This window comes from Sulfitobacter sp. W002, from assembly GCF_025142135.1.
GTDB lineage: Bacteria > Pseudomonadota > Alphaproteobacteria > Rhodobacterales > Rhodobacteraceae > Sulfitobacter > Sulfitobacter profundi.
This window is the reverse complement of sequence record NZ_CP081126.1, coordinates 1340809-1360380: the sequence shown is the minus strand read 5'-3', so window position 1 is coordinate 1360380 and position 19572 is coordinate 1340809. Positions and strand designations below refer to the sequence as shown.

Annotated in this window: 23 protein-coding genes, 1 tRNA gene and 1 other RNA gene; 13 read left to right on the top strand and 12 right to left on the bottom strand. The window is 61.2% G+C overall.

Annotation, left to right across the window (positions count from 1 at the left end; genetic code table 11):
• Nucleotides 1-31 precede the first annotated feature (31 nt).
• The 4 genes from K3758_RS06740 to K3758_RS06725 are packed head-to-tail and all read left to right on the top strand — an operon-like array spanning nucleotide 32 to nucleotide 4750.
• Nucleotides 32-1036 carry a ligase-associated DNA damage response exonuclease gene (locus K3758_RS06740; protein WP_259949018.1) on the top strand — a complete coding sequence of 335 codons (1005 nt, stop codon included), beginning with the start codon at nucleotides 32-34 and terminating at the stop codon, nucleotides 1034-1036.
• Nucleotides 1033-2631, top strand: a complete 1599-nt coding sequence (locus K3758_RS06735; RefSeq protein ID WP_259949015.1) for an ATP-dependent DNA ligase — start codon at nucleotides 1033-1035, stop codon at nucleotides 2629-2631. Before K3758_RS06740 ends, K3758_RS06735 begins: the two co-directional genes overlap by 4 nt.
• Before the next feature lie 56 nt (nucleotides 2632-2687).
• Nucleotides 2688-4508 (top strand): M3 family oligoendopeptidase, encoded by a 1821-nt coding sequence (locus tag K3758_RS06730; RefSeq protein ID WP_259949012.1) that lies wholly within the window; start codon nucleotides 2688-2690, stop codon nucleotides 4506-4508.
• On the top strand, nucleotides 4508-4750 hold the full coding sequence (locus K3758_RS06725; protein ID WP_254693967.1) for a hypothetical protein: 243 nt from the start codon (nucleotides 4508-4510) through the stop codon (nucleotides 4748-4750). The genes K3758_RS06730 and K3758_RS06725 overlap by 1 nt, the downstream gene beginning before the upstream one ends.
• A 2-nt stretch (nucleotides 4751-4752) precedes the next feature.
• Here the strand turns inward: K3758_RS06725 and K3758_RS06720 are convergent, their stop codons facing one another.
• The 3 genes from K3758_RS06720 to K3758_RS06710 form a co-directional block, all read right to left on the bottom strand.
• A complete protein-coding gene (locus K3758_RS06720; protein ID WP_120350693.1) occupies nucleotides 4753-5022 on the bottom strand; it encodes a DksA/TraR family C4-type zinc finger protein in 270 nt (89 codons plus the stop codon).
• Nucleotides 5023-5281: 259 nt separating this feature from the next.
• Nucleotides 5282-5668 carry a hypothetical protein gene (locus tag K3758_RS06715; protein WP_259949009.1) on the bottom strand — a complete coding sequence of 129 codons (387 nt, stop codon included), beginning with the start codon at nucleotides 5666-5668 and terminating at the stop codon, nucleotides 5282-5284.
• Between the two features lie 203 nt (nucleotides 5669-5871).
• Entirely contained in the window at nucleotides 5872-6432 is a 561-nt protein-coding gene (locus K3758_RS06710; RefSeq protein ID WP_259949008.1) for a hypothetical protein, read from the bottom strand.
• An 88-nt stretch (nucleotides 6433-6520) separates the two neighbouring features.
• Here K3758_RS06710 and K3758_RS06705 point away from each other — a divergent pair, with 88 nt between their 5' ends.
• Nucleotides 6521-7159, top strand: coding sequence for a GntR family transcriptional regulator (locus K3758_RS06705; protein WP_259949003.1), 639 nt, complete (start codon nucleotides 6521-6523; stop codon nucleotides 7157-7159).
• A 50-nt stretch (nucleotides 7160-7209) separates the two neighbouring features.
• On the opposite strand, the gene rpoH is transcribed toward K3758_RS06705, so the two are convergent.
• Together rpoH and K3758_RS06695 are read right to left on the bottom strand one after the other, a co-directional pair.
• Nucleotides 7210-8106, bottom strand: a complete 897-nt coding sequence (rpoH, locus tag K3758_RS06700; protein ID WP_259948995.1) for an RNA polymerase sigma factor RpoH — start codon at nucleotides 8104-8106, stop codon at nucleotides 7210-7212.
• 173 nt (nucleotides 8107-8279) lie between these two features.
• Nucleotides 8280-9326, bottom strand: coding sequence for an RluA family pseudouridine synthase (locus K3758_RS06695; RefSeq protein ID WP_259950006.1), 1047 nt, complete (start codon nucleotides 9324-9326; stop codon nucleotides 8280-8282).
• Between K3758_RS06695 and K3758_RS06690 the strand changes: the two genes are divergently transcribed.
• Nucleotides 9325-9615, top strand: a complete 291-nt coding sequence (locus tag K3758_RS06690) for a DUF6476 family protein (protein ID WP_067936589.1) — start codon at nucleotides 9325-9327, stop codon at nucleotides 9613-9615. The genes K3758_RS06695 and K3758_RS06690 overlap by 2 nt on opposite strands.
• Here the strand turns inward: K3758_RS06690 and K3758_RS06685 are convergent, their stop codons facing one another.
• Nucleotides 9616-10401, bottom strand: a complete 786-nt coding sequence (locus K3758_RS06685) for an inositol monophosphatase family protein (RefSeq protein WP_120350687.1) — start codon at nucleotides 10399-10401, stop codon at nucleotides 9616-9618.
• A gap of 165 nt (nucleotides 10402-10566) precedes the next feature.
• Here K3758_RS06685 and K3758_RS06680 point away from each other — a divergent pair, with 165 nt between their 5' ends.
• Nucleotides 10567-11607, top strand: a complete 1041-nt coding sequence (locus tag K3758_RS06680; protein WP_259948982.1) for an NADP-dependent oxidoreductase — start codon at nucleotides 10567-10569, stop codon at nucleotides 11605-11607.
• 111 nt (nucleotides 11608-11718) lie between these two features.
• Here K3758_RS06680 and K3758_RS06675 read toward each other — a convergent pair whose 3' ends face one another.
• Nucleotides 11719-12624, bottom strand: a complete 906-nt coding sequence (locus K3758_RS06675) for a LysR family transcriptional regulator (RefSeq protein WP_259948981.1) — start codon at nucleotides 12622-12624, stop codon at nucleotides 11719-11721.
• Nucleotides 12625-12718: 94 nt separating this feature from the next.
• Between K3758_RS06675 and metF the strand changes: the two genes are divergently transcribed.
• Both metF and K3758_RS06665 read left to right on the top strand, forming a co-directional pair.
• Complete coding sequence (metF, locus tag K3758_RS06670; protein ID WP_259948978.1) at nucleotides 12719-13585, top strand: methylenetetrahydrofolate reductase [NAD(P)H]; 867 nt, start codon at nucleotides 12719-12721, stop codon at nucleotides 13583-13585.
• An 81-nt stretch (nucleotides 13586-13666) separates the two neighbouring features.
• Nucleotides 13667-14149: a PaaI family thioesterase gene (locus K3758_RS06665; RefSeq protein ID WP_259948977.1), complete on the top strand. Its 483-nt coding sequence runs from the start codon at nucleotides 13667-13669 to the stop codon at nucleotides 14147-14149.
• A 79-nt stretch (nucleotides 14150-14228) separates the two neighbouring features.
• Here the strand turns inward: K3758_RS06665 and K3758_RS06660 are convergent, their stop codons facing one another.
• Both K3758_RS06660 and K3758_RS06655 read right to left on the bottom strand, forming a co-directional pair.
• Nucleotides 14229-14684, bottom strand: coding sequence for a PRC-barrel domain-containing protein (locus K3758_RS06660; protein ID WP_259948970.1), 456 nt, complete (start codon nucleotides 14682-14684; stop codon nucleotides 14229-14231).
• Between the two features lie 180 nt (nucleotides 14685-14864).
• Nucleotides 14865-14941 (bottom strand) — tRNA-His (locus tag K3758_RS06655).
• A gap of 362 nt (nucleotides 14942-15303) precedes the next feature.
• Here K3758_RS06655 and K3758_RS06650 point away from each other — a divergent pair.
• Nucleotides 15304-15492 carry a DUF6324 family protein gene (locus K3758_RS06650; RefSeq protein WP_259948969.1) on the top strand — a complete coding sequence of 63 codons (189 nt, stop codon included), beginning with the start codon at nucleotides 15304-15306 and terminating at the stop codon, nucleotides 15490-15492.
• A gap of 96 nt (nucleotides 15493-15588) precedes the next feature.
• Here K3758_RS06650 and K3758_RS06645 read toward each other — a convergent pair whose 3' ends face one another.
• Entirely contained in the window at nucleotides 15589-16065 is a 477-nt protein-coding gene (locus tag K3758_RS06645) for an MmcB family DNA repair protein (protein WP_259948967.1), read from the bottom strand.
• 89 nt (nucleotides 16066-16154) lie between these two features.
• On the opposite strand from K3758_RS06645, the gene K3758_RS06640 reads away from it, so the two are divergent.
• From K3758_RS06640 to ssrS, 3 genes are all read left to right on the top strand, one after another.
• The gene (locus tag K3758_RS06640; RefSeq protein ID WP_259948966.1) at nucleotides 16155-17483 is read left to right on the top strand and encodes a hypothetical protein; all 1329 of its coding nucleotides are present in this window, start codon (nucleotides 16155-16157) and stop codon (nucleotides 17481-17483) included.
• Nucleotides 17480-18256, top strand: a complete 777-nt coding sequence (locus K3758_RS06635; protein WP_259948964.1) for a hypothetical protein — start codon at nucleotides 17480-17482, stop codon at nucleotides 18254-18256. Before K3758_RS06640 ends, K3758_RS06635 begins: the two co-directional genes overlap by 4 nt.
• A gap of 76 nt (nucleotides 18257-18332) precedes the next feature.
• Nucleotides 18333-18487: non-coding RNA, 6S RNA (gene ssrS / locus K3758_RS06630), on the top strand.
• Between the two features lie 58 nt (nucleotides 18488-18545).
• On the opposite strand, the gene nusB is transcribed toward ssrS, so the two are convergent.
• Entirely contained in the window at nucleotides 18546-19022 is a 477-nt protein-coding gene (nusB, locus tag K3758_RS06625) for a transcription antitermination factor NusB (protein ID WP_120350678.1), read from the bottom strand.
• Nucleotides 19019-19570: a 6,7-dimethyl-8-ribityllumazine synthase gene (locus K3758_RS06620; RefSeq protein ID WP_259948961.1), complete on the bottom strand. Its 552-nt coding sequence runs from the start codon at nucleotides 19568-19570 to the stop codon at nucleotides 19019-19021. Before K3758_RS06620 ends, nusB begins: the two co-directional genes overlap by 4 nt.
• Nucleotides 19571-19572 lie beyond the last annotated feature (2 nt).

Below are 19572 nucleotides of genomic sequence, written 5' to 3'. Positions count from 1 at the left end.
CAATCGGCCCGCGCCGCCTAGATTGCTTGGGATGACACGTGAACCCGTCCTTACCTTTACCGAAAACGGCATCTATTGCCCCGCCGGTGACTTTTACATCGACCCTTGGCGCCCCGTTGACCGGGCATTGATCACCCATGGCCATGCCGACCATGCCCGCGACGGGATGGGCAGTTACCTTGCCACCCACGCTGCCCTGCCCGTCATGCGCCATCGTCTGGGAGATATCATTATTGAGGGTATCGCCTATGGCGAAACGCGCCAGATTGGCGGGGCGATGGTGTCTTTCCACCCGGCGGGCCATGTGCCCGGCAGCGCGCAGATCCGGGTCGAGGTCGCGGGCGAGGTCTGGGTCGCTTCGGGCGATTACAAGGTGATCGACGATGGCATGTCAGAGCCCTTCGAGCCGGTCCAGTGCCACCATTTCATTACCGAGAGCACCTTTGGCTTGCCGGTCTTTCGCTGGGCGCCGCAGGCCGAGGTGGCAGGCCAGATTAACGACTGGTGGGCAGGCTGCAAGGCCACTGGAAAGACGGCTTTTCTGGGGGCCTATTCGCTGGGCAAGGCGCAGCGACTCCTGTCGATGCTCGATCCCACGATCGGCCCCATCCTGACCCATACGGCGGTGGAAAATACCAATGCGGTGCTGCGCGGACAGGGCATCACCCTACCCGACACCACGCTCGTGACGCCCGAGTTGGTGCCAAAGGAGCATCCCGGCGCGTTGGTGCTGGCGCCGCCCTCGGCCTTGGGCAGCCAATGGGCGCGGCGCTTTGGACCGCAGGAGAGCGCCTTTGCCTCGGGCTGGATGGCGCTGCGCGGGGTGCGCAGACGGCGCGCGGGGGATCGTGGATTTGTCATCTCGGACCATGCGGATTGGCATGGGCTGCTTTGGGCCATCCGTGAGACTGGCGCGGAAAACATATACGTAACCCATGGTTACACCGATATCTTCACGCGTTACCTTAACGACGAGGGCTGGAACGCGCAGGTCGTCCCGACCCAGTTCGACAGCGATGGAGGCGACAGCGAATGAAGGACTTTGCCGCTCTATTCAATGCCGTCGACCAGACCACCAAAACCACGGTAAAGGTCGCCGCCTTGGCCGAGTATTTCACCACCGCGGCCGAAGACGACCGTCTTTGGACCGTGGCGCTTTTCTCGGGCCGCCGCCCGAAACGCGCCGTCACCACGACCAAGCTCCGCGAATGGGCCTCAGAGGCGTCCGGTGTGCCGCTGTGGCTGTTCGAGGACAGCTACGCCATCGTCGGCGATCTGGCCGAGACCATCGCGCTGGTCCTCCCCCCGGTGGAGAACGACGACACCGGCACGCTGACCTCATGGATCAACGCCCTGCGCGGGCTGAAAGACGAAGACGACGCGGCGCGCAAGGCATTCGTCCTTTCGGCTTGGCAACAGCTTGGCGGCACCGAGCGGTTCCTGTTCAACAAACTTATCACCGGCGGCTTTCGCATCGGCATCAGCCAAAAGCTGATGACCCGCGCCCTGTCCCGCGCCAGTGGCCGTCCTGAGCCGGAAATGGCGCACCGCCTGATGGGCAACTGGCACCCCGATGACGTGACATGGCACAGCCTGATCGAGGCCGAAGACGCCAGCGCAGACGCCTCGCGCCCCTACCCTTTCTACCTCGCCTATGCGCTGGAGGACGGGCCGGAGGCCCTCGGCAGCCCCGAAGGCTGGCGCGCGGAATGGAAATGGGACGGCATCCGCGGCCAGCTTATCCTGCGCGACGGCGACTACTTCGTCTGGTCACGCGGCGAAGAACTGATGACCGACCGTTTCTCCGAGCTTGCCCGCGCCGTCGATCACCTGCCGCCGGGCACGGTGCTCGACGGCGAGTTGCTGGTCTGGCAGCCGGGGGCTGAATTCCCCTCATCCTTCAACGCTTTGCAGGCCCGTATCGGCCGCAAGACGGTGCCGAAGAAGCTTTTGAAGGACGCCCCCGTGGTGCTGCATGCCTACGACCTTCTGGAATGGCAGGGCGACGACATCCGCCACCGCCCTTTCGCCGAGCGCCGCGCCCTGCTGGAAGAAGCCGCCGCCGATCTGCCCGAGGACGCGCCGGTGCGCCTCTCGCCGCAGCACCAGTTCAGCGATTGGGACCAACTCGCCTCCTTACGCGAAACCGCGCGTGAGGCGCAGGCCGAGGGGTTGATGCTGAAACGCGCCGACAGCCCCTATCTCTCGGGCCGCAAAAAGGGCGACTGGTGGAAATGGAAGCTGGACCCGCTGACCATCGACGCGGTGATGATCTATGCGCAATCGGGCTCGGGTCGCCGGGCGAACCTCTTTACCGATTTCACCTTTGCAGTCTGGAACGGCAATGATCTGGTCCCCTTCACCAAGGCCTATTCCGGCCTGACGGATGCCGAATTCCGCCAGATCACCGCTTGGGTGCGCAAGAACACGCAGCAACGCTTTGGCCCCGTGCGGCAGGTCACGCCGCATCATGTATTCGAGATCGCCTTTGAAGGCATCCAGCCCAGCCCGCGTCATAAATCCGGCGTCGCCCTGCGATTTCCGCGCATGCTGCGCTGGCGCAAGGACAAGCCATTGCAAGAGGCCAATACCCTCGACGATCTGAAAGAAATGCTGCGCATCTACGGATAGGTTGTTCCGGCCCGTCCGGAGGCATAGATGTGACGAAACGCAAATGAGGTACACCGATGTTTCAGCTTCCCTTCCCGCTTCACGATGCCAACGCCAGCGCCGGGGGCAAAAACCTCGGCGATCTGCCGGAATGGGATCTGAGCGACCTTTACACCGCCGAAGACGCGCCCGAACTGAAGCGCGACCTCGACTGGCTAGAGGAAGCCTGCGCGCGTTTTGCCACTGATTACCAAGGCAATCTGGCTGCGCTCGACGCCAAAGGGCTGCTCGACTGTGTGTTGCGCAACGAAAAGATCAATCAGGTCGCGGGGCGCATCATGTCCTACGCGGGCCTGCGCTATTACCAACAGACGACGGACTCAGGCCGGGCCAAATTCATGTCTGACTGCCAAGAGAAAATCACCGATTACACCACGCCGCTGGTCTTTTTCACGCTGGAACTGAACAAGCTACCCGACGATCACCTTGCCAAACTCTTGGACGAAAACCCGGATCTGGCACGCTACAAACCCGTCTTCGACCGCATCCGCGCCATGAAGCCCTACCAGCTGTCGGATGAGATGGAGAAATTTCTGCACGACCTCGGCGTGGTCGGCGACGCTTGGGAGCGGATGTTCGACGAGACAATCGCCGGGCTGGAATTCGAAGTCGACGGCGAGACGCTCAACATCGAAGGCACGCTGAACCTCTTGACCGACCCCGACCGCAGCAAGCGCGAGGCGGGCGCGCGAGAACTGGCCGATGTGTTGGGCCGCAACATCCGCACCTTCGCCCGCGTCCACAACACGCAGGTGAAAGAGAAAGAGGTCATCGACCGCTGGCGCGGCATGGAGACACCGCAGACCGGGCGGCACCTCAGCAACCATGTCGAGCCCGAGGTGGTCGAAGCGCTGCGCAACGCCGTGGTCGAAGCCTATCCGAAGCTGAGCCACCGCTACTATGAGCTGAAGCGCAAGTGGCTCGGCCTTGATGTGATGCAGGTCTGGGACCGCAACGCGCCGCTGCCGATGGAAGACCCCAAGGTGGTCGACTGGGCGCAGGCCGAAGCGACCGTGATGGAAGCCTATACCGCCTTTGATCCGCGCATGGGCGAGTTGGCCAAGCCGTTCTTCACCAAGGGCTGGATCGACGCGGGTGTGAAACCGGGCAAAGCACCGGGCGCCTTCGCGCATCCCACCGTGACCGACGTGCATCCCTATGTGATGCTGAACTACCTCGGCAAACCGCGCGACGTGATGACGCTGGCGCATGAATTGGGCCATGGCGTGCACCAAGTGCTGGCCGCCGATCAGGGCGAGATGCTGTCCTCGACCCCGCTGACATTGGCCGAAACGGCCTCGGTCTTTGGCGAAATGCTTACCTTCCGCAAAATGCTCGACACGGCCAAGACGCAGTCAGAACGTAAGGTGCTGCTGGCAGGCAAGGTCGAGGACATGATCAACACGGTCGTGCGCCAGATCGCCTTTTATGATTTCGAGTGCAAATTGCACGAAGCGCGCCGCGGCGGGGAGCTTACGCCCGACGACATCAACGCGCTGTGGATGAGCGTTCAGGCCGAGAGCCTTGGGCCAGCATTCGAGTATATGGACGGCTATGAGACCTTCTGGGCCTATATCCCGCATTTCGTGCATTCGCCCTTCTACGTCTATGCCTATGCCTTTGGCGACGGGCTGGTAAACGCGCTCTACGCGGTCTACGCCGAGGGCGAGGAAGGCTTTGAAGAGAAGTATTTCGACATGCTGAAAGCAGGCGGCTCGAAACACCACAAGGAGCTTCTGGCCCCCTTCGGGCTTGATGCCTCTGACCCCGCCTTCTGGGACAAGGGGCTGTCGATGATCTCTGACATGATCGACGAATTGGAAGCGATGGAGGACTGATGTCCCTCGCCGAGCGCATGAAGGACAGGTTCGCGCCGTTCTTTGCTTGGGTCCAAAGGCGGGTCCCGCCCGGGTTCAGGTTTGCGCTCGGCCTGCTGCTGATCTGCGGCGGCATCCTAGGGTTCTTGCCGATCCTCGGCTTTTGGATGCTGCCGCTTGGTTTCATGGTGGCGGCGATGGATGTGCGGTTGTATCGGCGCTGGCGCTCTCTTCGGCGTCGGCGCCGGGCAATGCGCCCCTAACCTCACTTCAACTGGCTGTCTTTCGACCCGCGCCGGTTTATCCCGCCGCGCATCTGCGCCTGCCCGTCCCGGTCGCGCACGCAATCAATGCAAAGCTTCACCCCCGGCAGAGCGATGCGTCGTGCTTCGGGGATAGGCTCTTCGCATTCCGCGCAATGGGTCAGGCTCTCACCCACCGGCGCGCGGCGGGCTTTCAATCGTGCCAATTCGTCCGATATGGATGCTTCGATCTGTTCGCTTACCGCGCCATCACGCGCCCATCCGCCTGCCATGTCACGCCCTCCTGTTGCTATGCTCATCATTGATATGGCGCCCGTGGGCCGCATGTCACGGACCTGCACCCGACATCTATGCCTAGCCCGGGTTGCCTTCATCAGAGTGTAACAAATGGGGGGCTTGCGCGAATATACAAGGCTCAAAGGCCGAGCCGGTGCGCCGGAGGATAATTGCGCGAAACGCGACCGTACCGCCTGCCCGACATAAAAAAACACCCCCATAAGGGGGTGCAGTTGCTAGGCATTGGGCTGTGAGTCAAGCAGCACGCAGGGTCGTATCTCCTTCATTTTGACGATTGATCAGGACGGACAGGGTAACGGCACTTTGGATGAGCCGTTGGCGAAGCTCTTGGCGCTGCCCCGCGGGACGCAGCGGCACGTTGGTGCGTAGGTACACCGTTTGCGGCATGGCGCGCGAATGGTGCGTATAGGCCACCTCTACCACCGCCTCCACCCTGCCAAAGTCGCGGTCATGGTGGACACTGTGGAAACGCGCACTGCAAATGTTTAGAACAGCGGGAAATTCATCGGAAGGATGACAGACGGTAACGGGTTCATAGCTGCGCCGACGGCGGATAATGTCACCTGCATTGAGGGACGCGATGGGGCCGGATGTTTCTGGCGCGATGGAGCGGCTTTGCATGTCTAATCCTCTTTCTACTCGTCTGTTCGTTAGTCTTCCCTTTCTGTGGGCTGTTGCGTTCCCTCGGGAGGTTCCGCTGCTGCCCAACCTGTATACATGTTGTCCGATCCAATTGCGGCAAGAATGGGGCAAGAACTTGCCGACAATGGGGCGATCGTATAATTCGACAATCTTTTTTCACACGATCTATGCGAATGGAGCGCTTATCCCGCCCTTTCGACCTCTAGGAGCCAGGTCTCCTGAAGGCTGTTTTCGATAGCCTCAGCGAAGTGATCCCGCACCAGGGCAATGGCATCGCCCGCCGGAAGCCCGGTCCCCATCAGCAACCAAGCCGCAATAAGTCCGCTCCGCCCCGCCCCGTATTGGCACGACAGAGCCACCGTCTCCCCCGCATCCAATGCCTGCTCAAAATCGGCCCGTCGCTTTGGCCATTGCGCTAGGAAGGCGTCGCCGGGCACATTGAAATCTTGGATCGCCGCGAAGGAAAGTTTTAGGCCAAGGGGTTGAGAAACTTGGGAAATCAAAGGGAATGCCCCCTCGGGAAGCTCTGCTTCCTCAGTCAGGATGAGCAATTGATGCGCGCCGGTCGCGCGCAATCCTTCCAAGGTTCCGGCCATTTGTTGCGGGTCCAGATAGGCCGAGCCATCGACATGGGTCAGCAGCCCTGGAAAGCCGGTCATCGCCAGATGCCCCCCACGCAGGGTGGGAATGACAGCGCGTATTGAGGTCGCTTCGGGATCGAAATAAGGCAGATCGACAGACATAACAGCATCCATAAAATTTGAGTAAGCGCAGCAGCACCTGTATACATGTTAATCAGGCAAGATGTGAACAGACCGAAGGACGCCGGCGATGCTCAACCAAATTAAATCCAGTGCTGCGATTGCAGATAGGCTTCGGGCGGATATCTGCCTGAATCGCGACATCGCGGATGGTATGTTGCACGAGGTGGCCTTGGCGCAGCGGTTTGGCGTCTCCCGCACGCCCATCCGACAGGCGCTGCAACGCTTGGCCTATGAGCGGATGATCGCGGTGAAATCCGGTGTGGGTTCTGTCGTCACGTCCTTGGAGGATTCGATGCGCGCAGACGATATCTGCGCGGCAGTGGCGATTATCGAGGCCGCCGCCAAATGCGCGCCCTCCAGCCTCGCGCCCCCTGCGCAATTCATGTCGCTGGCTGGGCTTTTGGGGATGATGGACATTAGCGACCTTGACCAAGCCGAGGCGTTTTTTGAAGTCCGCGCTCAGTTTTTGAACGCTCTGGCCGAGATGATTGAGAACCCAATCCTTAGCGATGCCTTTCGCGCCGCCTATTGGCGTCTGATCAGGTGGTCCCTGCGGGATTTTGAAACCCAGCCACAGGCCCAGATTGCGCATCAGCGTGAAGTGTTGCAAACTGCGGCCCGCGCGATGAAGAGCGGCACCCTCGCCGCCTGCTTTGAACAGATTGCCGAAATCGAAGGCAGGCTTGCCGAACCGAGCCAGACGTAAAAAAGCCCCGCTCCTGCGAGCGGGGCCATCTGTGTTAAGTTGGCCGAGAATTAGCTGACCACCATCATGCCTTTTTCTTTCGCCAAGTCGCGCATCCGCTTCTGCAACTTTTCAAAAGCACGCACTTCGATTTGCCGAATACGTTCGCGGCTGACATCATATTGCGACGACAGGTCTTCCAAAGTGACCGTTTCGTCCGACAGGCGGCGTTGAGTCAAAATGTCCTTTTCCCGGTCGTTCAACACATCCAAGGCTTCGGCCAACATCTCACGCCGGGTTTCCAGCTCATCGCGTTCGGCATAGTCGCCCGCTTGGTCGGCGTCTTCGTCCTCCAACCAATCTTGCCACTGCATCGTGCCTTCGCCTTCGGACCCGACGGTGGCGTTGAGCGAGGCATCCCCGCCCGACATCCGCCGGTTCATCGAAACGACTTCAGCTTCGGTCACGCCCAGTTGGGTCGCGATCTCTGTCACATTCTCGGGGCGCAGATCACCTTCTTCCAAGGCACCAATTTTGTTCTTCGCCTTACGCAGGTTGAAAAACAGCTTTTTCTGACCCGAGGTCGTGCCAAGTTTCACCAACGACCACGACCGCAGGATATACTCCTGAATTGAAGCACGGATCCACCACATCGCGTAGGTGGCAAGGCGGAAGCCCTTCTCCGGATCGAAACGTTTGACCGCCTGCATCAGGCCGACATTCGCCTCCGAGATCACCTCGGACTGCGGCAGCCCATAGCCCCGGTAGCCCATCGCGATTTTCGCGGCAAGACGCAGGTGCGACGTGACCATGCGGTGCGCGGCTTCGGTATCTTGTTCCTCGACCCAACGTTTGGCCAGCATGTATTCTTCCTCAGGCTCCAACAGTGGGAACTTGCGGATCTCTTGCATATAGCGGTTCAGCCCGCCTTCTGGTGTCGGTGCGGGCAGATTTGCATAATTTGCCATGTCTTGTCCCTTTCCCCAGTTTGATCGGGGCCTATGTTATTTCGCTTAACATGCAATATGGGCGGCCCCCTTCGTGCTTTCAAGACAAAAGCCTTCACGCTTTTGTTCATGGTTGCACAGCTTCTGTGAACAAAACGTAACCAATCCTAGGGCGGTTCCCTGAGGTGGCGGGGTCACGCCGACGGGGTTGCTGGCCCCTCACGAAGCAATTGCAACAGCGCTGCCATATCGGACGGCAAAGGCGCTTCGAAACGCAGGCTTTCGCCCGTCACCGGATGCTCAAACCCCAAAACAGCGGCGTGCAGCGCTTGGCGGGGGAAGGCGCGGATGGCGTCGGCGGTGGCCTCGGGCAAGGCCGCTTTGGCCAGCTTGCGCCGCCCGCCATAGGTCGCATCCCCCACCAAACCGTGGCCCGCGTGAGACATATGCACGCGGATCTGGTGCGTGCGCCCCGTTTCCAGCCAACATTCCAGGAGCGCCAGAACGGGTGGCGTGCCGAAACGCTCGACCGTGCGGGCGCGGGTTACGGCGTGGCGACCGCCTTGGAACAGCACCGCCTGCCGCTGGCGGTCGGTCTTGTGCCGCGCCAGTTGGGTGGTCATGCGCAGGATATTCCCCGCCTCAAAGGACGCGCCTTTGACGCCGCGCAGACGCGGGTCATTGGCATCGGGCACCCCGTATACGAGGGTTTGATAATACCGCTCAACGGTATGTTTTTCGAACTGCGCCGCCAGCCCATGATGCGCCGCGTCGGATTTGGCGACAACCAGCAGCCCCGTGGTGTCCTTATCAATCCGGTGCACGATGCCGGGCCGCTTCATCCCGCCCACGCCCGAAAGATCATCGCCGCAGTGTGCTAATAAGGCGTTAACCAGCGTGCCGGAAGGCGAGCCCGGGGCCGGATGCACCACCATGCCCGCTGGTTTGTCGATCACGATCAGGTCGTCATCTTCGAACACCACCGACAGGGGGATCTCTTCGGGTAGGATGTGGCTCTCTGCCGCTTCTTCGACCGTGATCTGCACCGTCTGCCCTTCGATCACTTTGGCGCGGGGGTCTTGGACTTTGACACCGTCCAGCGTCACGGCCCCGTCGGCGATCAACCGGCCCAATCTCGTGCGCGACAGGTTCGCTTCCTCTGGCACATCGCGGGCCAGCGCCTTATCAAGACGGGCGGGCGGGCTATCGCCCAGAATGAAATCAATGCGGCGGTGAGACATGGACACGGACAACCCTGATGAACCGGCGAACCTGCGGTTTCTGCGGCGGATGGTGACGGTCTTGACCGTCGTGATGATTGGCGGGGTTCTAGTGCTGATCTTCGTGCTTGTCACCCGTCTGAGCGATCAAGGCCCGACCATGCCGCGCAGCATCACCCTGCCCGATGGCAGCAGCGCCCAAGCATTTACGCAAGGGCGCGGCTGGTATGCGGTGGTGACGGACGCGGATGAAATCCTGATCTTTGACCAGTTGACCGGCGAATTGCGCCAGACGGTAGCGATCGAATAATCAGCCGCGGATCGTTTTGGCGAAGGTCGAATAGATCGGCTCGTTGGAGCAGATAATCTCGCCGTGCTGCAGGATATTGCGCTCGGGACGGATCGCTTCGACAAGGCCACCGGCCTCTTTAACGATCAACATGCCTGCGGCCACGTCCCACGGCTTCAAACGGCGCTCCCAGAAACCATCGTAGCGGCCCGAAGCGACGTAAGCCAGATCAAGCGAAGCCGCACCCCAGCGGCGCACACCGGCGCATACGGGCAGAAGACGGCCCAGATCTTTCAGCGTTTCTGGCAGATCGGCGCGACCGCCGAAAGGCAGTCCCGTGGCAAAGATCGACTCGATCATGCGGTGACGGCCCGACACCCGCAGACGGCCTTCGTTCATCCAAGCGCCGGTGCCCTTCTCGGCAAAGAACATCTCGTCCTTGGCGGGGTCGAAAACCACCCCGGCAACGATTTCGCCCTTATGCTCCAACGCGATGGAGACGGCCCAATGCGGCAGGCCGTGCAAAAAGTTGGTCGTGCCATCCAGCGGGTCGACGATCCAACGGCGCGTGGGGTCTTGGCCCTCTTCCTCGCCGCCCTCTTCGGCCAGCCAGCCGTAGGTCGGGCGCGCGCCCATCAGGTCGTCTTTGATGATCTTCTCGGCGCCAATGTCGGCTTTGGTCACGAAATCGCCCGCGCCTTTGACCGAGACCTGAAGGTTCTCGACCTCGCGGAAATCCTTGACCAATGCACGCCCCGCTTTGCGTGCCGCTTTGATCATGATGTTAAGATTCGCACTGCCGATCATTGTTCGCGCCCTTTGATGGATAAGGCGGGACGTATAGGGCGCAAGAGCGCAATTGCCAAGGGGCAGAAACCTAGGCCGCTGGGGCATTCTTACGCAGCGTGCGGGTTGTTTTAACAGCACAAGATGACACCTTGGACCCAAAGCAATCAGCCCGAAGGAAATCCCATGTCCGACCAGATGCAAAAAATCGTCCTCGCCAGCCGCCCTGACGGCGCGCCCACCCCTGAGAACTTCCGCCTAGAAAGCGCGGATATGCCCCAGCCGGGCGACGGGGAAATCTTGGTCGAAGTGCACTACATGTCGCTTGATCCCTATATGCGGGGCCGCATGGATGACGCGAAATCCTATGCCCAGCCGGTGCCTATTGGCGGGCTCATGGAGGGCGGCAGTGTCGGCAAGGTGATCGCCTCCAATGATCCGAGCTTTAACGTTGGCGATTTTGCCTTTGGTGCCTTTGGCTGGGCGACCCACGGCGTTGCGCCGGCCAAGCAGTGTCAAAAGGTCGATGCCGAAGCCGTACCGATCACCGCCTCGCTTGGTGTGCTGGGGATGCCCGGATTGACCGGTTGGTACGGGCTGAACGAAATCGGCCAGCCGAAAGAGGGTGAGACGCTTGTCGTCGCGGCGGCCACCGGGCCTGTCGGGTCGATTGTGGGACAATTGGCCAAGGCCAAAGGGCTGCGCACCGTCGGCATCGCGGGCGGGGCCGAGAAGTGCGAAATCGCCAAGCGCGACTTCGGCTTTGACGTCTGCCTTGACCACCGCGCCTATGACGACGCCAAATCCCTGCGCGCCGCGCTGAAAGAGGCCGCGCCGGATGGCATTGATATCTATTACGAAAACGTCGGTGGCAAAGTGCTTGATGCAGTACTGCCGCTGATGAACCCGCATGGCCGTATCCCGCTTTGCGGCATGATCGCGTGGTATAACGCAGGCGGGCTTGGTGCCGACGCCGAAGGCGCTGGCCTCACCGCGCCGCGGCTGTGGCGGACGATTTTGGTGAACTTCCTCACCGTGCGCGGCTTCATCATCTCGAACCACTGGAACCGCATGCCCGAGTTCCACCGCGAGGTGGCCCCGATGGTCGCGGATGGACGTGTAAAAGTGAAAGAGGACATCACCGAGGGGCTGGAGAATGCGCCGCAGGCGTTCATCGACATGCTGAATGGCGGCAACACTGGCAAGGCAATCGTTAAGGTGAAGTAAGCCTTGCGCCTACCTTTGGCCCGGAATCAAGCCGCAGGCGCCGGGCCATCGCCTGCCCGTCCCCAGGGTAGGCGATTTGATGAGGCTAGGTGCTGCCCCTCAGAACGCCGCCTAGGCCCGCTGCAACTTCCGCGCCTCTTGCCCGGCTAGTTTCAACAACTCATCCATAAACGGTTTGCCCAGATCATCCTTGCGCACCGCCGCATAAAGCCGCCGCGTTATGCCCTGTGCCGTCAAAGGCCGCGTGACGTAATCCGATGAATATTTCACCTCGCGCACCACCCAGTCCGGCAGGACCGACACCCCGCGATTGGACGCCACCAGCAGCAAGATCACCGCCGTCAGCTCAACCTGTCGGATCGCCGCAGGCTCGACCTTGGCGGGGATCAACAACTGGCTGAACACATCCAGTCGCGTCCGTTCCACCGGATAGGTAATGAGCGTCTCACCGCGAAAATCAGCCGCCTCGACAAAGGGTTTCTCGGCCAACGGATGGCTTTGCGACGCTACGAAAACCGGATTGTAATCAAAGAGTTCGACAAACTCGACCCCCGGCAGTTCTTCGGGATCGGACGACACCACCAGATCAACCTCTTCGCGCAGCAGAGCGGGCAGCGCGTCAAAGGCCAGACCTGGGCGGATATCGACATCCACATCCTGCCAATGCCGCCGGAACTGCTCCAACACCGGGAAAAGCCACTCGAAACAGGCGTGGCATTCAATGGCAATATGCATCCGCCCCGTGCTGCCTGCCCGCAGCCCCGAGAATTCATCTTGCAAGGCTTCGACCTGCGGCAAGACCTGCTGCGCCAGCTTCAAAAGCCTCTGCCCGGCGGGCGAAAGCTTCAACGGTTTTGAGCGCCGGACAAACAACTCAACCCCGGCCTGATCCTCCAAGCCCTTCACCTGATGACTTAACGCCGATTGCGTGATATTCATCTGATCCGCCGCGCGGGCCAGCCCGCCCGCCTCGTGAATGGCCTTGATTGTGCGCAGGTGACGGAACTCAATGTGCATGTGAGGCATTACTCATGTTCAAGATGAATGTTATGAGTTTGTCTCACAAGGCTAGATGTGAGACAAGACGTGAAACCGCCAAAAGGATCTCTCAATGACCACGCCTGCCGTTTCCTTCGAAGTCTTCCCGCCCCGCACCGTCGGCGCGGCGTTCAAACTGTGGGATGCAGCTCAGGCGCTGGCCCCACTGGCGCCGCGTTTCTTCTCGGTCACCTATGGCGCGGGTGGCACGACCCGGGATCTGACCCATGATTCGGCACATGTGCTGCACCGTACCTCTGGCTTGCCGGTCGCCGGGCATTTGACCTGCGTGGGGGCCAGCCGCGCGGAAACCATGGACGTCGCCGATAAATTCGCCGAAGCGGGCATCAAAGACATCGTCGCCCTGCGCGGCGATCCGCAGGCGGGCAGCGACAAGTTCGAGCCGCATCCAGAAGGTTTTGCCGATAGCTGCGAGTTGATTGAGGCGCTGGCGAAAACCGGCAAATTCACCATCCGCGTGGGCGCCTACCCCGACCCGCACCCCGAAGCGACGGACCAGCAGGCCAATATCGATTGGCTGAAACGCAAGTTCGACGCGGGCGCGGACGAGGCGCTGACCCAGTTCTTCTTTGAGGCCGAAACCTTCCTGCGCTTCCGCGACGCCTGCGTCAAAGCGGGCATCGACAAGCCGATCACGCCGGGCATCCTGCCAGTGGTCAACTGGACCTCGGCCCGCAAATTCGCCGTCAAATGTGGCACGCCCATCCCGGAATGGGTCGACCAAGCCTATGAAGCGGCGATCCGCGATGACCGTCATGACCTGCTGGCCCAAGCCATGTGCACCGAACTGTGCAGCGAGTTGATCGATGAAGGCGTGGACGCACTGCATTTCTACACGCTCAACCGCGCCGAACTGACCCGCGATGTTTGCCGCGCCATCGGTGTGACACCGCAGGTTGATCTGTCGGACGTCGCGTAAACTTAGCACCTCGGGCGCAGGGGCTTGCCCCTGCCCCCCTCGGGCGTATCCTCCGGCAAAATTCATCTGCCGGAGAAGACCATGCCCCGCATCGCCCAAAGCCCTGCTGACCTTTTGTCCCAATCCGAGGCCCTGAAACTGTCGGGGCTGGAGTTCATGCAGGCCATCCTCGACGGCACCAACCCCGGCCCGCCCATCGGCCAAACCATGGGCTATGCGCTGCATTCGGTCGAAGAAGGCCGCATCGTTTTTCGCGGCGCGCCGAGCTTCGCCATGACCAATCCGATGGGCACTGTGCATGGTGGCTGGTACGGCACGCTGCTCGATTCGGCGATGGCCTGCGCGGTGATGACGAAAGTGCCGCGCGGCTCGGTCTATACCACTTTGGAATACAAGATTAATATCCTGCGGGGCCTACCCTTGGGGATGGTGATCGACTGCATCGGCTTGACCGATCACGTAGGCCGCTCCACCGGTGTGGCGCATGGTGAAATACGCGGGGTCGAGGATGGCAAACTCTATGCCACCGGCTCAACCACCTGCATCGTGATGAAGTTGGGCTAATCCCATTCACAAAAAACCCCGGCGTGGACAGTGCCACGCCGGGGTCAAAACTCTTTCGTTAAAAAGTTAACCGTTCAGATCAGTCCCAGAAACCTTCGTCAACGCTGGGCAGCGCTTCCAGTTCTTCTTCGCTCAGGCGGGTGACATAGGCATAGTTTTGGTCGTCCACCGCCACGAGATTCACGTCGGGCGTCGAAATCATGACATGTTTGTCACCAATATCGAGGAAACCACCGACTTCGGCTACGATACCGACCATCTGGCCGTTTTTGGACAGCACGATGTCTTCGATCTCACCGATCTCGTTCCAGTCGGTGCCGATTTCGGAATATGCCGTGTTGGGGCTCCATTCGTCGCCGGCTTCGTTGATGGTATAGATCTCGCCACCGGTGATATCGCGCGAGCGGATCAGATCGCCGCGCATCTCGTTCATCGCTACGCTGTCGAGGTTGGAATGGTCGACCATATGGGCTTCTGCGAAAGCGGCGGTGCCTGCGATTGTCAGGGCAAGGGTGCTGGCTGTGAGCGTTTTCATGTCTATCTCCTCTTTCGTTAATTGCTGGGGTCACAACGAAAGCTGAGGGTGAACGTTCCAGAAAAAGCTAAAATTAACTATGGGTTAGGGTAGAAACGCTGGCGCGGCACTGCGCGGCCAGCCCTCACGGACAGGTGCCAACCTCACTGGAAAGAGTGACCGATCTACTAAAGGGGGGGATGGTACCACCTCCTGGTCTCGAACCAGGGACCTCTTGATCCACAATCAAGCGCTCTAACCAACTGAGCTAAGGCGGCACTGGGGCGGATTTAGCGCCCGTGGCAGAGGAATGCAAGACCTCAGGGACAGAAGAATGGTCGGTTTTCGGCAGAATTTTTGCGCCATCCCGATCATCGCCTTTTCCGGGGGAAACTTCGGTGGCTGTCCGCGGGTTCTTGCGCCCCTGCCCTTGCACCGCGCCTTGTTCAGTCGTTTCAGTTCAGAGGTGTGCCAGAAGACGACAGTGTAGCCCACCACGCGCGGCATAGTGGGTCAGCGTTTCCCGCAGGCATCCGCACCTTGCCGAATCCCGGTCCCCAAAGCCCCGCAACACCGCAAGATCCCTTGCCTTTTCCGCCACGCCGCGCTAGCGATAAGCCCCACCAAACCGGAGGCTCCCATGGGCATCGACACCGAACGCGACATCGAAGCAAACCTGCAAATCGGCCCGACCGACAAAGGCATGGTCCGCCTATTTGTCGAAGGGGACGGCGTTGAAATTCCGATGGATTTCACGCCCGAAGAAGCCCGCGAAATCGCCGAAGAAATCATGGCCGCCGCGAACCGCGCGGACAAAAAAGGGCGTTAAGCCCCTTTGAGGGAGCGGTAGTTGCAGAGCATTGCGTCATTCCAGCGCTCTGCCAAGGCACTACTTTCGAAGCACGAACAGCGCCCGGCCCCACAATCAAGACCAGTTCGGCGCCATATCTGGATCGCGCAGCCGGTGCAGGCGCCGGGCGGCGTGGGTCGCGAACTTTTGCACCATCACCTTGCGCCGGGCGGGCGCAAGCTTGGTCTCATCGCTCATCCGAACAATCTCGGCCCCATAGGCGTCACCGATGATAAGGCCGCTTTCCTCTGGCAGCAGCTCGACCGGAAAATCACTGTCGACGGCCCAAAAGAACCGGTCCGCCCACTCCAAATAGCCCTCCCATTTTGCATCACCCATAAAATCGGCGCGGCAGGATTTGCATTCGACGATCCAAATCTCCCCCTTGGGGCCAAGTGCCATCACGTCCACCCGCAGGCCGCGCCTTGGCACCAGTTCCTCAACAGAGGCGAAACCCAGATCGGCCAAATGCCGCATCACCCCCCGCGCAAGAAGCTGACCGGGTTGGAACTGTCGTATCTCGTTTTCCATCATAGGGACAAATATGAACATTTAGTGAACATTCGCAAGAGCCCGAACCGGAAAGTTTGGTATTTTCCCCACAACCCCCTATCTTCAAACAAGCAAAGCGAGGGGGGCCCATGGCACAACGCGAACCGATGAGTGAGACACAGGCGCGCGGGGTGCGCTATGCCCGTGAGTTGGAGGGCCATTTGACATGGCTCGACACATTCTCTGGCACGGCGCTTGGCGTTTTGGCCGTGGCCTCGGGTATCTACACCTACCTTGGCGTGTCCTCGCTGCTCGATGACAACGGCGCCATGTCGGCCTTTGCCGCGATCGCCTATTCCGTGGCGGTCTCGGTCGGTATCTTCGTCTTTTGGTCCTATCTGCTGCGGCTCTTCCCCGCCGTGCGCACGACGCGGGCGCGGATGGGGCTTTTGGGAGCCATGGGCCTCGGCTCCGTGGCGATCATCGCGATGTCGAGTTGGCTGAACGCCGCGGCGCTGGCCGGGTCGGCGGCGGTCGAACAGCATCTGGCCGAAACGGTGCAAGACTACCAAGGCGCGCTAGAACGCACCCATGAAATCGCCCTTTCTGCCCAAGGGCTTGAGCGCGACGTTGCGCGGGTCAGACAGAGTTTTGAGGACCTGAGCGAACAAGAGGCCGCAGGCAGCCTTTCGGGCCTTGCCGGGCGCGGCGCGGTGTTCCGCGTCCTGCGGCAGAAATCGGCGGAATTGGCAGGGCTGGAGGCGCAGATCGCCACGCAGACCCCGCTGGTGAATGACGCCTTTGCAGAGGGCAACCAAATCCTCAGCCGGATGCGCGCGCTGACCGTTGAGCCCGGCCCGGTTCAAGCACGCTCAGTCGAATTTTCCGAACAGGCCGTGCGCCTTGCCGGTCTGATCACCCGTCTGCGGCAACTTTCGGTCGCACCACTGGTTGAACGCGCGGCGCAGGATTTGGCGGCCTCCGTCGTGCTGCCGGAACTGGACGGCAGCAACGAAGAACAGCGCGGCGCGCAGGGCGCAACGATCACCTCGGTGCTCGAAGTGCTGGCGCAGCGCGCGGCGACATTGGAACGCGCGGCGCAGGATGTGCAGGCCATGCCGCCCGCCGCCGACACGACCTATACGCCGATCTCCAGCGCCGATGCGGTGATCCTCTATGCGCGCAACTTCGTGCCCTCTTGGGCCGGTGCAATTGCGATTGACCTGTTGCCCGCCGTGCTGGTGATGATCCTCGCCATTACCCAAGGCGCGATCCGCTCTGGCCGCGAGGGGGCCGCTGTCGAAGACACGCTGACCCTTGCCGAGCTCCGCGCAGCACTGGCCGCCGTGCGCGATGTCGATGTGGCCCTGCAAGAAAGCCCCGCCCACAAACGCCCCACCGCAGAAGCCGCCCCTTTGCCCGATGAGGGCGCGCGTGAAGACGCCCCCGGCCACGTCACGCCGATAAAAAGCACATGAGCGAGGAGACTTCAGAGGAACTGGAAGGCACCCGCCGCCCGCCCATCGTGGGGCGGGTGTTGATCGGCGTGCTGATCTTTCAACTGGGCCTCGCGGTGCTGCTGTTCTGGGGCGACTTGGGCGAAGGGCTGCGCCTGCCCGGCTTTGGCCCGCGCGCACCGGAACTGACAGAGCCCATCCGCCCCGGCGACCAGACCCGCCGCTTTCGCCCCGAACGCGCGCCAAATCCCGGCCAGCCGATGCCCGATACCGCCCTGCCCGACCGGCTGATCCTGACGCCCGTCTCTGGCGGTCGCGCGGCATTGCTGGAAGGCGCCATTGAAGCAGGCGATGCAGAGCGGATCGCCAAGCAACTGGCCGAGATTTCCCCCGCGCCCGAGGAAATCTATCTCAACTCCCCCGGCGGGTCGGTCCGCGATGCGCTGGAACTGGGCCGCTACCTGCGCCGCGAAGGGTTCGACACCGCGCTGCGTGAGGGCGACATCTGCTATTCCGCCTGCCCCTACCTGCTGGCCGCAGGCGAGGCACGCAGGGTCCCCGACAGCGCCTCGGTCGGGGTGCACCAGCATTACTTCGGCGAAAGCACGATTCTGCCTGCCTTTGTCGCCGTGGAGGATATTCAACGCGGCCAAGGAGAGGTGATGCGCTATCTGGATGACATGGGGGTAGACCCGCTGCTCATGCAACATGCGCTGGTCACCCCGCCCGATGAAATCTACGTGCTGCTGCCGGAAGAGTTACGCCGCTATGGCTTTATCCCTTCTGAGGACTGAGCGGAGCGCAGAAGTTTTGCAAATCCACCTTCGCCCCCTTGCCGCAGCCCCCCATGGACCCTACATCGGGGGTCGACGGGTTCTGCCCTGTTCGTGAACGTTACATTCCAGTGGCCTTAAGCAAATCCGAGGGAGCTGGCTCTGTCCGAGCCCTGGTTCGGTTACCTGGCGCCCACCTGTACATACAGGTCCTCGGGAATATAAAACAGCAGCGGCAGGCGCGGTTCCCGTCACTTTTCCCAAGATAATGATGTGGTTGATGGCCCCTCGGGGCCACTTCCCCTTGCGTTTAAAACGCTTCGGGGCGGGCCTCGCGGGCCATATGGTCAAGCACGGCGTTCACAAAGCTCGGCTCGCGCCCTTCGGGGAAGAACGAATGCGCCACGTCGACGTATTCCTTGATCACCACACGCGGTGGCGTATCGTCATGGCGGAGCTCGGCACCCGCAGCGCGGAACAGCGCGCGCAGGGTCGGGTCGATCCGGGCAATGGCCCATTTGGCGACGATGGCACGGTTGGCCATCTGGTCGATCGGAGCCTGATAGTTCACCGCATCTTCCAGCACGCGAGAGAAGTGATCCACATCCCCCTCCTGCATTTCGTCGCCCTCATAGACGGCGCCGAAACGGTGGTCGATGAACTCGTGACGCACGACATCGACCGTCTGCGCGGAATGTTCCATCTGGAACAGCGCCTGCACGGCATAGAGCCGCGAGGCCGACTTCATCTTACGTTTCTGATTGCCCGAAAGCGCGTTGCTTGTCATGCGATGTTTGATCCATCCGTGTCGCCGGCCATCAAGGTGTCCTGCCCGAATGGCTTGAACCCGATGCCCTTGCTCTGGCGGCCCCATTTACGAGCGAGCGCGATAAGATGCAAGGCCGCAGCCGCCGCCCCGCCACCTTTGTTTTGCCCCTCAGGGTCGGCGCGGACCTCGGCTTGTTTCTTGTTCTCGACCGTCAGGATGCCGTTGCCGATGCAAAGCCCTTGCAGGCCAAGCAGTTGCAAGGCGCGGCTGCTGTCGTTGCAGACGGTCTCGTAGTGTGTGGTCTCGCCCCGGATCACGCAGCCCAAAGCGACATAGCCGTCGAAATTGCTGCCCCGGTCGGAGATGCCGATGGCGGTGGGGATCTCCAGCGCGCCGGGCATCTCGATAACCTCATAGGTGGCACCCGCGGCCTCAAGCTCGGCCTTGGCGCCGGTCAGCATGCCGTTCGCAATGTCCGAATAATAGGGCGAGACAACGATCAGCAGCTTCACCGGCTCATCAAATTCCGGGCGCGGCAGGATGGTGTGTTCTTCGGCGGAAGCCATGG